This window comes from Roseiarcus fermentans, from assembly GCF_003315135.1.
Lineage (GTDB): Bacteria > Pseudomonadota > Alphaproteobacteria > Rhizobiales > Beijerinckiaceae > Roseiarcus > Roseiarcus fermentans.
Window position 1 is genome coordinate 14,012 of the sequence record NZ_QNRK01000047.1, and the last position, 12,382, is coordinate 26,393.

The 12,382-nt window shown below is 69.1% G+C and carries 5 protein-coding genes and 1 other annotated feature; all 5 genes read right to left on the reverse strand.

What is annotated here, in order from left to right; all coding sequences use genetic code 11:
* Positions 1-55: 55 nt before the first annotated feature.
* The 5 genes from DFR50_RS28035 to DFR50_RS33690 all read right to left on the reverse strand — a co-directional run bounded on the left by DFR50_RS28035 (position 56) and on the right by DFR50_RS33690 (position 12,284).
* On the reverse strand, positions 56-934 hold the full coding sequence (locus DFR50_RS28035) for a transglutaminase family protein (RefSeq protein ID WP_113893076.1): 879 nt from the start codon (positions 932-934) through the stop codon (positions 56-58).
* A gap of 67 nt (positions 935-1,001) precedes the next feature.
* Positions 1,002-9,569, reverse strand: a complete 8,568-nt coding sequence (locus DFR50_RS28040; protein ID WP_210209063.1) for a glycoside hydrolase family 94 protein — start codon at positions 9,567-9,569, stop codon at positions 1,002-1,004.
* A gap of 167 nt (positions 9,570-9,736) precedes the next feature.
* Positions 9,737-11,377, reverse strand: coding sequence for a chaperonin GroEL (gene groL, locus DFR50_RS28045; RefSeq protein ID WP_113893058.1), 1,641 nt, complete (start codon positions 11,375-11,377; stop codon positions 9,737-9,739).
* A gap of 127 nt (positions 11,378-11,504) precedes the next feature.
* On the reverse strand, positions 11,505-11,792 hold the full coding sequence (locus DFR50_RS28050; protein WP_113893059.1) for a co-chaperone GroES: 288 nt from the start codon (positions 11,790-11,792) through the stop codon (positions 11,505-11,507).
* Positions 11,793-11,964: 172 nt separating this feature from the next.
* Positions 11,965-12,103, reverse strand: a sequence feature (AL1L pseudoknot).
* Positions 12,104-12,158: 55 nt separating this feature from the next.
* Complete coding sequence (locus DFR50_RS33690) at positions 12,159-12,284, reverse strand: hypothetical protein (protein ID WP_425376097.1); 126 nt, start codon at positions 12,282-12,284, stop codon at positions 12,159-12,161.
* Between the last annotated feature and the right edge of the window lie 98 nt (positions 12,285-12,382).

The following is a 12,382-nucleotide window of genomic DNA, read 5'->3' on the forward strand; positions in this document are numbered from 1 at the left end:
TCAGGCCGTGCGCCAACTCGGCCTTGTGGCGCGCGAGCGGCTTCGACGACCGTGGTCATGGGCGCCCCGGGCTCGATGTGACGCGGACCTCGACCGAGAGGCTCTCCAGCGCGTCGCTGCTTCCGGAATAGGAGCCCAGGACCGGCGCCGCCTGCCGGAGGTCGCGCGCCACGGCGACGGGAATCAGATTGGCGCCGCCGACGCTGCGGTTGGTCGGGTCGAAGCTGATCCACCCGGCGCCCGGGACGAAGACTTCGCCCCAGGCGTGCGTCGATCCGGCGTCGCTCGATCCCCGAAGCATCTGATCGGGATTGAACAGGTAGCCGGAGACCAGCCTCGCGCCGAAGCCCAGATGACGCGCCGCCTCGACGAACAGGACCGCGTAATCGCGGCACGAGCCCCAGCCGCGATCGAGCGTTTCAATCGGCGACTGGACGCCCTCGTCCTCGCGGCTCTGATAGCCGATCGCAACCGAAACGCCGGCGGCGAGGTCTTTGAGCAGCGCCAGCGTATCGGTCTGACGGCCGCGCACGAACCCGCGCGCCCAGGTCGCCAGGCGTCCGGCCGGATCCGGATACTGCTGTCGCGTCAGCGCCCCGAGGTCGGTCCATTCGTCGTCCGAGTAGCGGAACGGATAGACGATCGCCGAAGCTGCGATGGTGAAGATCGGCCACGCCGTCGCCTCGAGGCGAAGCTCCACCACGCTGTCGATCACGAGATCCCGGCTCGCGCCGTGAAACGCCGCCGTGGCGACGGCGTTGCCGAAGACGTCGTGCGCCCATGTCACCTGCGCGGTCGGCGACACCGTCACAACGCAGGAGATCACCTGCAGGTCGCGACTCTCGCGCGGGGAGAGCATCAGCCGGTGCGGCCACAGTTCGACCGGTCGCCGATACCGATAAACGGTGCGATGATGGACCGTGAGGGGAATCATCGGCCTGTCCTCTCGCGCGTCCCGTTCCGTGTCGGCGACCGGCGCGCGTCCGGCCACCGATTGTCGCTCAACCCATTCGAATGCGAAGGCGGTGGACCGCGCCGTCGTCGACAAGCGGCGCCTGCACCGGTCGCGCCGAGATTTCCGTCCCGTCCAGTTCGGCGAAGCAGACGCCGCGGCCGACCCCGGACGGATTGTCGACCGTAATGACGTATTGCGCCGAGCCCCGCCGAACCGTCATCTCGAATTGCCGCCAGGTCTTCGGAATGCAGGGGTCGAGATGCAGGGCGGCGCCGCGGATCCTGAGCCCGAGAATGCTTTCCACCCCGGCGCGCTGCATCCAGCCGGCCGAGCCGGTGTACCATGTCCAGCCGCCGCGCCCGACATGCGGGGCGCTCGCGTAGACGTCGGCGGCGACGACATAGGGCTCGACCTTGTAGCGATGCACGTCGGCGCGGGTTCGCGCATGATTGATGGGATTGAGCATCGAAAACAGCGCGACCGCCTCGTCGCCCTGGCCGAGCGCGGCGAAGGCCATCACCGACCACAGCGCCGCGTGCGTGTATTGCCCGCCGTTCTCCCGGATGCCCGGCGGATAGCCCTTGATATAGCCGGGGTCCAGCGCGGTCCTGTCGAAGGGCGGCGCGAACAGCACCGCGAGGCCGTCGGCGCTCCGGATCAGCTCCCGCTCGAGCGCGCTCATCGCCTTCGTCGCCCGCTCGGGCGCGGCGACGCCGGAGAGAACGGCCCAGGACTGGGCGATCGAATCGATGCGGCACTCGTCGTTGGCCGCCGCGCCGAGCGGCTCGCCGTCGTCGAAGAAGGCGCGCAGATACCAGTCTCCGTCCCAGGCCTCCCGTTCCAGCGAGGCGGCGAGGGCGGCGGCGTGAGCGCGCCAGGCCGCCGCTCTCGCGGTATCCCCGCGCGCCTCGGCGATCGGAAGGAAGGCCGTCAGGGCGGCATACAGGAACCAGCCGAGCCAGACGCTTTCGCCCGTCCCCTTTTCGCCGACGCGGTTCATCCCGTCGTTCCAGTCGCCTGTCCCGATCAGCGGGAGGCCGTGGACGCCGAGCGCCAGCGAGGCGTCGAGCGCCAGCGCGCAATGCTCGAACACGGTCGCGGTCTCGTTCGAGACGGTCGGCGTGAAGAAGCTGTCGTGATCGGCGGGCGCGATCGCCGGCCCTTCGAGGAACGGAACGCGCTCGTCGAGGACCGCGAGGTCGCCGGTCGCCTCGACGTAATGGGCGACGGCATAGGCGAGCCACGGACGGTCGTCCGAGATGCGGGTCCGCACGCCCTGGCCGGAATGCGGCAGCCACCAATGCTGGACGTCGCCCTCGACGAACTGGCGGCCGGCCGCCCGCAACAGATGCTCGCGGGTCAACTCCGGCCGCGCCGCCGTGACCGCCATTCCGTCCTGCAACTGGTCGCGAAAGCCATAGGCGCCGCTGGCCTGATAAAAGCCGGAGCGCGCCCAGAGGCGGCTGCTCACCGTCTGGTACAGGAGCCAGCCGTTGAGCATGACGTCCATCGACCGGTCCGGAGTCTTGACGACGACGGAGCCGAGGATGGCGTCCCATTGGCGCTTGACCTCCGCCTCGACCGTGTCGAGATCGGCGGCGCGATAGCGGCCGATGAGGTCCCGCGCCGCGGCTTCGTCCGGGGCCTCGCCCAGAAGGAAGACGACTTCCACTGTCTGGCCGGGCGCCAGATCGACCGTTGTGGCCAAGGCCGCGCACGGATCGAGGCCCGCCCCGACGCTCCCGGAGAGCGCCGCGGCGCCCACGAGCGCGGCGGGTTCCGCGAGCGTGCCGTTTCGACCGATGAACTCGCGCCGATCGCCGGTCCAGCCGGTCTGAATCCCGCGCAGATCGGCGAAGGCGACGCGTGAGGCGAAGCCGGCGCTCCACGCGTTGCGGGCGAACATCGCCCCGGTGGCGGCGTCGATCCCGGTCGAAACGAACGGCAGGGTCGCCGACCGCGCCGCGCCGAGAACCCATTCGACGTAGGCGGTCACGCTGACCCGGCGAGCCCGGCCCGAGCGATTGGTCAGCGCGAGGCGGGAAATCTTGATCGGATCGTCGACCGGCACATACTGGAGCAGGTCGGACGCGATCTCGTGCGCGACATGTTCGAAGCGGCTGTAGCCGCGGCCGTGGCGGGCGATATAGGTCGCGGCGAGGTCACGGATCGGCAGCGCCGTCGGCGTCCACAGGTCGCCCGTCTCGGCGTCGCGCAGATAGAAGGCCTGGCCCGGACGATCGTCGACCGGGTCGTTCGACCACGGCGTGATCTGATTCTCCCGGCTGTTCCCCGACCAGGTGTAGCCTCCGCCCTCCGCGCCGGCGTGGAAGCCGAACGAAGGATTGGCGATCACGTTGATCCAGGGCGCCGGCGTCGACTGGCCCGGCCCGAGCACGGTCGCATATTCTTGTCCGTCCCGGGCGAAGCCGCCGAGTCCGTTGAAGAATTCGAGGTCGGCTGGGCGCGCGCGCTGCTGCGGCGCCCGCGAACGGGGAACGATCTGCCTCGGCGCGGCCCTGGCGGGCGACGCGGCCTCCCCGACGCGATCGAGCTGTTCGGACAGACGGCCGCGCTGCGCGGCGAGAACGACCCGCGCCACGGACGCGAGAAGGTTCTTCGTCTCGGCGGCGATCAGGTCGGCGCGCAACAGGAAGACGCGACCCGGACCGCGCTCCGTCCCCGGCAACGGCGACGAGCGGCTCGCCCGGAGCAAGGTCTCGATCGCGATCTGCAGTTCCTGGACATAGGACGATTGGCGGTCGTTCAGGATCACCAGATCGACGGCGAGCTGTTTCATCCGCCAATATTCGTGCGCCTGCAGCAGCTCGCGCACGATTTCGAGGTCGTCGATATCGGCGATGTGCAGCAGGACGATCGGCAGATCTCCGGAAATCCCCTGTCCCCACAGGCCCGATTGCGGGCCGGAGCCTCGCTGGATCGTGTCCGAGGAGGGGCGCAGCGCCGACGATGCATAGATCACGTGCCCGGCCAGCCGCTGAAACAGGCTCGCTTCGCCGGCGCTGACGCCGAGATGGTGCAACTGCACCTGGCCCTGCGTCCAGGCCAGGGTCGAGGCGCGCGTGAACGCGGTGGCGTCGCGATGCTTGTCGACGCCATCGAGCAGCGCCTCGCGACTGGCCGCAGCGATCGTCCAATAGGCGACGCGGACCGTCGCCCCCGGCGCGACGCGAATGCGTCGGCGGATGGAGACGATGGGATCGAGGACCGCGCCGATCGAATTCGAGAGCGGCCGGCTGTCCATGATCGCGATCGGCGTGCGCACAGTGTGGCTGCGACCGAGGAACCGCGCCCGGTCCGTCTCGAACTCCGGCGCGCCGACCGCGTCGCCTTCGACGACCGTCAGATGCGCCGCCCAGACTTCCGGATCGCCGGAAGCGCGCCTTCGCCGCGTGGCCAGGATCGCCCCGACGTCGGGGAGAAATTCCGTCTCGACGAACAGCTTCGAGAAGGCGGGATGCGCGATATCGGCGCTCTGGGGCGCGAGCACGAGTTCGGCGTAGGACGTGATCTCGATGTCGCGCGACCGGATTCCGGAATTCGTGATCGAAACCCGACGGACTTCGGCGTCGGCCTCGCCCGAGACGATGACGTCCAGAGTCGTCGTCAGCGCGCCGTCCCTTCGGGTGATTTCCGCGCGATCCTCCTCGAAGGCGACGGCGTAGCTGTCCGGCTCGACGCCGGACGGCTGGAATCCTGCCGACCAGGCGACGCCGGTGCGCAAGTCCTTGACGTAGATATAGAAGCCCGAGTCGTCACAGGTCGCGTCTTCGCGCCAGCGGGTCAGCGCCAGATCGCCCCAGCGACTGTATCCGGAGCCGGCGGCGGTGAGCATCGTGGCGTAGCGCCCGTTCGACAGCAGGTGCGCCGCCGGCGTCGCCTGCTGCGCCGAGGCGAACCGCCGGCCGCCCGAGGGTTCGACATTGCGCGCGCCGGCGGCCGACTTGACATCGGCGGCCCAGGGGCGGGTCGCCGCGACCTCGCGCGGCATGCGCTCCTGCAGAAGCAGTTCGGTCGCCTTGATGATCGGCTCCGCGTGGAACCAGCCGCGCAACACGCCCTCCAGCACGGCGTCGGCGATGGCGGTGATCGTCATGCCCTGATGATGAGCCATGAAGGCGCGCACGATCGCGACGCTCTGGCCCTCCGGAACACGCGCGCGGGTATAGTCCAGGGCCTCGTAGAATCCGTAGCGCCCCTGCGCTCCGATCCCGGCCAGCCGCGCGAAGTTCTTGACCGCCGCCCGCGGGTCGACCATCGCCGCCAGCGCCGTCGCATAGGGCGCGATGACGCGCTCTTCGCCGAGACCGCGTTTCAGTCCGAGGCCCGGGACGCCGAAGTTGGAATATTGATAGGTCAGCTCCAGGTCGCGGGCGTTGTAGGCGGATTCGGATATCCCCCACGGAAGCCCGAGTTTCCCGGCGTAGGCGATCTGCCGCCCGACGATCAGCCGGCTGGTGTTCTCGAGCAGGCTTCCCGCCGGCGCCCGCATCACCAGCGAGGGCATCAAGTACTCGAACATGGACCCCGACCAGGAGATCAGCGCGGCGCCGTGCGCGACCGGCGTGGCGGAGCGGCCGAGGCGGAACCAATGCTTCGCGGCGACGTCGCCCTTGGCGATCGCGAACAGGCTGGCGAGCCGCGCCTCGGAAGCCAGCAGATCGTAGCAGTTCTGGTCGAGGGCGCCTTCGCCGACGAGATATCCGATCGACAGCAATTGCCGGTCGGGATCGAGCAGGAAGCCGAACTCCATCGCCAGCGCCAGCGATCGCGCCGTGCTCTCGAGGACGGCCAGCCGGTCGCGACGGGCCTCCGCCGCGTCTTCGGCCTGAGCCAAATCGTCCAGGTGGGATTCGATCGCACTCGGGACGGCGCGCGCCCAGAGCAGCATGTCGGCGCCCGGACCGTCGCCCCGTTCGACCGCGAGCGCGCCGGCGACGTCGACCATGATGTCGACATTGGCGCGAAGTCCGGCGAGTTGCGCCCGACCATCGCCTTGCGCAAGCGACGCCTGACGAAGGTCCGATGCGACCACCGCGAGCGCTTCGTCGAGCTGATGCAGGGTCACGGTCTGGGTCTGCCGGCCGTCGCGCAGGCGCGCGCATTCGGCGCGGGTCATGTCGAGCGCGTCGGCGACGCCGCCGAGGCGCCGCGCGGCGGTCAGCGGCTGCCTGATCCAGTCGTTGCACGCATTGGCCAGCGCAATCAGGTGCCCGGCGAGATTGCCGCTGTCGACGGTCGATATGTACCTCGGCTCCAGCGGGCGAAGGTCTCGCGTGTCGTACCAGTTGAACAGGTGGCCGCGGACGCGTTGCATGCGGCCGACCGTGGCGAGCGTCGCCTCCAGGCGATCGATCGCCTGACCGGTTCCGATCCAGCCGAACTCACGCGCGCAGGCGACCGAGAGCAGGTAGAGCCCGATGTTGGTCGGCGAGGTCCGATGCGCGATCGCGGGCGCCGGATCGTCCTGGAAATTGTCGGGCGGCAGGGCGTTGTCGGCTGAGGTGACGAACGTCTCGAAGAACCGCCAGGTGCGGCGCGCCGTCCGTCTCAGCGCCTGCGCGTCGGCGTCGGTCATCGGCGGCCGCGAGGCGGCGGCGGGCGGCAGGCTGACGAGACGCGCCACCGCGGGCGAAGCGAGCCACAGCGCGGCGAAGGGAAGCGCGACAGGCCAGGTTCCGTGCCGGGAGGCGAGCGCGACCAGCAGCGCGACCGCGCCCATGGCCATCGCGCCGAGCATCCGACGCGCGTAACCCGTCAGGTCGAGGCGGCGGCCGATCGCCGCCTGCGCGGCCGGAGTCCATTCGAGCAGATGACGGCGGCTGACGCCGAGGCGCCAGAGCGTGCGGCCGATCGCGTCGACCATGAGCGCGGCCTGATCGGCCAGGAAGGTGACGGTGAGCCCCGAAAGCGCCAGGGCCAGGCCCGCGTCGTTGGCCAGCGCGCGCAGATGGCTCGACAGGGTCACGCCCGGGCTGCGCGGCGGAATGGCCGACAGGACCGGAACCAGCGTCGGCAGGGCGATCGTCAGCACGACGAACAGCGTCCAGATCAGCGCCGGATGAAACGGCAGGGTCCAGCCGACCAGCAACGCCAGCACCGCGGCGGGCGCCGAGAGCGTGCGGCGCAGATTGTCCAGCATTTTCCAGCGGCCGATCGCCGGCAGGACGCTGGACGACGCCGCCGTTCGCGACCGCGACGGCCCGCGCCCGAAGATCCAGGGCAGCAATTGCCAGTCGCCCCGCGCCCACCGGTGATGGCGAACCGCGCCGACGTCGTAGCGGGACGGGAATTCCTCGACGACCTCCACGTCGGAGGCCAGTCCGGCGCGCGCGAACACGCCTTCGAACAGATCGTGACTGAGCAGGGTCGAGTCGGGCGCGCGGTCGGCGAGCGCGGCCTCGAACGCGTCGACGTCGTAGATGCCCTTTCCGGCGTAGGATCCTTCCCCGAACAGATCCTGATAGACGTCGGACACGGCCGAGGCGTAGGGGTCGATTCCGCTCACGCTCGAGAAGATCCGCTGGAACAGCGAGCCCTCGCCCCCGGTCGGCAGCGACGGGGTGACCCGGGGCTGCAGGACGGCGTAGCCCTCGACGACCCGGCGCCCGTCGGCGTCGAGGCGCGGCCGGTTCAGCGGATGCGCCATCTTGCCGATCAGGCGACGCACCGCGTCGCGCGGCAGGCGCGTGTCCGAATCGAGCGTCACGACATAGCGGACGCCGGACGGGACGGTCGGCGTCCCCAGCCCGACGTCGATGAACGTCGTGTCGGTCGCGCCGCGCAGCAGCCGATTGAGTTCGTGCAGCTTGCCGCGCTTGCGCTCCCACCCGAGCCACTTCGATTCGCCCTCGTTCCACACGCGGCGCCGGTGCAGGAGCAGGAAGCGCGGTCCGCCGGGCGCGGGGCCGTAGCGCAGATTGAGTCGCGCGATCCCTTCCGCCGCGACCGCGACGAGGGCGGCGTCGCCGTCGGCGTGTTCGTCGGCGGCGTCGGTCCAATCGGTCACGAGCGCGAAATGCACATCGCCTTCCGGGCTCGCGAGGTGGTGAATCTCGAGGCGCTCGACCAGGTCTTCGATGCTGTCCGGGCTCGTCAGCAGGGTCGGAACGGCGACCAGCGTGCGCAAGTCGGCGGGCACGCCGTCGAGCAGTTCGAGCGCCGGCAGAAGCGTCGCGGCGAAGCCGGCGTTGACCCCGCGATTGACGAACGCCACGGCGGCGTCGACGGCCGGAATGGCGCCGAGCGCGCCGAGCAGGCCGAGAACCGGGAGGCCGACGCCGGCGGCGAAGAGCGCGACGAGCGGCGCGGCGAGAAGGACCGCGGCGACGATGCAGATGGCGGTCACATAGCCGCTGACGCCGGCCGACCGGTTGACGCGCGTCGCCCAGTTTCGCATCGACGGGCGATAGTGGATCGCCCGCTCGAACGCGCGCCGTCCGCCTGCGAGCAGGACGTATCCGGCGTCCCCGCGTCGCTCCCGCTCCGTCGGCGGGGCGTCGGCGGCCGCCTGCCTCGCGGCAAGCGCCGCCGCGCTCGCGATATCGAGCTCCTCGCGGTCCGTGCCCCGGGAAAGCTCCTCGATGGCGCTGCGGTAGAGCGTGCGCGTCGGAAAATCCATGCTCTCGAAGCCGCTGTCGGCCGCGAGCACTTCGTCGACGAGGCTCAGCCGTTCGAACAGCTGCTGCCAGTCCGCGTCGGAAATCCGGCGCAGGCTGGTGATGACGTTGCGAACGGAGACGTTCGCGGCGCCCTGCTGGCGATGAACGTCGCGCACGGCCGAGTCGGCCGTCGCATCCTGAGCCGCGAGTCGCTCGTCGAGCCATGTCACCGCCGGCGTGATCGTCGGATCCTGGTCGCGCAGGCGATGGACGAGCTGGACCGCGAAGGCTTGTGACAGCGGCCGGCGCTCGTGGGCGGCGAGAACGACGGCGGCGGCTTCGGCCGGTTTCCCGCCGGCTCCGAGCAGACGGTCGGCAAGGCCGTCCGCGATCTGTCGTTCCGAGCGACCTTTGGTGATCTGCTGCGCCAGGCGTGCGAGATTCTCGATCAGAACGATCCGGAGGGTGATCGACACCGCCCAGAGCTCGCCGATGGTCAGCGGCTGCACCTCCTGATAGGCGCTCACGAAGCGAACCAGCGTTTCGGAATCGAACCGGCTGTCGGAATGGGCGACGAAGGCCCAGGCGATGCCGAAGACCCGGGGATAGCCGGCGAACGGCCCGACGGCGAGCTTGGGAAGCTGGCGGTAGTATCCCGGCGTCAGGTCCGACTGAATCGTGTGGATCTGCTTTTCGACGAGATGATAATTGTCGACGAGCCATTCCGCCGCGGGGGTGATCGGGCGTCCCTCGTTGATCGCCTTGACCGCCGACCGGTAGCCGTCGAGCAGCGCGGCGCGATTGTCGAGGAGACGCGTGGCCAGCAGTCGCCCCTTCGTGCTTCGGGACGAAACGATCTGCGCAACGGCGAGCGAGCGGGCGTGGTCCTCGAGGCGCTCGACGCCGAACAGTTCTTCGCGAACGGGTTCTCGGTTATCCCAGGGCGAGGGCGGACTCAGGCCTTCGAAGGCGCTCCGCAGGAAGACTTTCAATTTGACCTTTCTGCCGCGGAATGCCGCGGAGGATCGCCGAGCGGAGTCTGCTCCTGCGTCGGCTGTCCCCGGCTCCGGGAACCGGAAGGCGCCGAAGGGGCGGACAGCGCCGTCCCTTCGGAAAGTGTGATGCGTCCGACCTGTCGGCGGCCGCTCGGGACCGACGATCAGTAGTCCATGCCGCCCATGCCGCCCATGCCGCCGCCCGGCATCGCCGGCGCGTCGGCCTTCGGCCGCTCGGCGACCATCGCCTCGGTGGTGATCATGAGGCCGGCGACCGACGCCGCGTCCTGAAGCGCGACCCGCACCACCTTGGCCGGATCGACGATGCCCGCCGCGAGCATGTCGACATACTGCTCCGTCTGCGCATCGTAGCCGAAGGTCTGGGACTTGTTCTCGAGGATCTTGCTGACGACGACAGACCCCTCGACGCCGGCGTTCTCGACGATCTGACGGGCCGGGGCCTCGAGCGCCTTGAGCACGATGCTGATGCCGGCCTGGACGTCGGCGTTGTCGCCCTCGAGCTTGCCGATGGCGGCCTTGGCGCGCAGAAGCGCGACCCCGCCGCCGGGAACGATGCCTTCCTCGACCGCCGCCCTGGTCGCGTTCATCGCGTCGTCGACCCGATCCTTCTTCTCCTTGACCTCGACCTCGGTCGAGCCGCCGACGCGGATCACCGCGACGCCGCCTGCGAGCTTGGCCAGACGCTCCTGGAGCTTCTCCTTATCGTAGTCCGAGGTGGTGTCCTCGACCTGCGTCTTGATCTGCCCGATGCGCGCCTCGATCTCCGCCTTCTTGCCGGCGCCGTCGATGATCGTGGTCGTGTCCTTCTCGATGCGCACCCGCTTGGCGCGGCCGAGCATGTCGAGCGTGACGTTCTCGAGCTTGATCCCGAGGTCCTCGGCGACCAGGGTTCCGCCGCTCAGCACGCCGATGTCCTCGAGCATCGCCTTGCGGCGATCGCCGAAGCCGGGCGCCTTGACCGCCGCCACCTTGAGGCCGCCGCGCAGCTTGTTGACCACCAGCGTCGCCAGCGCCTCGCCGTCGATGTCCTCGGCGACGATCAGCAGCGGCTTGCCCGTCTGGACGACCGCCTCGAGGATCGGCAACATCGCCTGCAGCGACGACAGCTTCTTCTCGTGCAGGAGGATGTAGGGCTCCTCCAGCTCGGCGACCATCTTCTCGGCGTTGGTGATGAAATAGGGCGAGAGATAGCCGCGGTCGAACTGCATGCCCTCGACCACGTCGAGCTCGGTCTCGAGGCTCTTGGCCTCCTCGACCGTAATGACGCCCTCGTTGCCGACCTTCTTCATCGCCTTGGCGATCATAGCGCCGATCGACTTGTCGCCATTGGAGGCAATCGTGCCGATCTGGGCGATCTCCTCGGACGAGGCCACCTTCTTGGCGCGCTTTTCAATGTCCTTGACGACCGCCGTCACCGCGATATCGATGCCGCGCTTGAGGTCCATCGGGTTCATGCCGGCGGCGACCAGCTTCAGGCCTTCCTTCATGATCGCGGCGGCGAGCACGGTCGCGGTCGTGGTGCCGTCGCCGGCGAGGTCGTTGGTCTTCGAGGCGACGTCGCGCACCAGCTGCGCGCCCATGTTCTCGAACTTGTCGGAAAGCTCGATCTCCTTGGCGACGGTGACGCCGTCCTTGGTGATGCGCGGCGCGCCATAGGACTTGTCGAGGATGACGTTGCGGCCCTTGGGGCCGAGCGTCACCTTGACGGCGTTGGCGAGGATATCGACGCCGCGCAGCATGCGGTCGCGGGCGTCGGAGGAAAAGCGTACGTCTTTGGCGGACATGGAATGGGTTTCCCTGGATTGCTGGTTCTGGAATGAGGCGAATGGCGAAGGGCGAGTGGCGAGTGGAACGAGGAGCGGCGATGCGGCGAAACCACTCGCTATGCGCTACTCGCCATTCGCCAAGGCCTCACGCGACCACGCCCATGACGTCGGATTCCTTCATGATCAGGAGCTCCTGACCGTCGATCTTGACTTCCGAGCCCGACCACTTGCCGAACAGGACCCGGTCGCCGGCTTTCAGTTCGAGCGGCTGAAGCTTGCCGCTCTCGTCGCGGGCGCCGGGCCCGACTGCGAGCACCTCGCCCTCCTGGGGCTTCTCCTTGACGGTATCGGGAATGATGATGCCGCCCTTCGTCTTGTCCTCGCCTTCGATGCGACGGATCACGACCCGGTCGTGCAATGGGCGAAATTTCATGGCGATTGCTTTCCCGTCGACTGCATGACCGGCACGCTAGCAAAGGCTCCGGCTCTCGGCGGCAGTCCGACAATCCCCATATGGCCGCTCTTGGCACTCATTACAAGAGAGTGCTAACGGCGTTCCGCTGCAACTGCCGCCACACCTCGCCCACATCGCACGCCTGGAAATTCGGGGCGAACACGCGCCGGATCTTTCCGCGCAAGAGCCGGCGTCGCGGCCCGGCTCGACCCGTTGCGCTCGCGGTGATCGTCGATGAAGACGATCAGGGCTTGAACCGACGGTCGAGCTCCGCACGGGCGAAATGCGCCAACGCCTCGCGAAGACCGGCTTGCCGATGCTCCCGGTTCTCGCGCTCCAGCGCCTTCAGCCGCCGCGATCGGCGCGCTTCATCCAAAGTCGCAACGTCTTGGCCGTGCAGCCGATCGTCGTCGAAATCGACGACAGCGCCGCCCAGCGCGAGGCGCGCTCGGCCTCGCGCTCGAGCGCCATCCGCACCGCCGCCCGCTCTCGAACTGCCGGGGAAACCTTGTTCGTCGTCCCTCATGGCTCGGTCCTCTCGAGAGGGGAGCCTGCGGCGAACCCGGCGC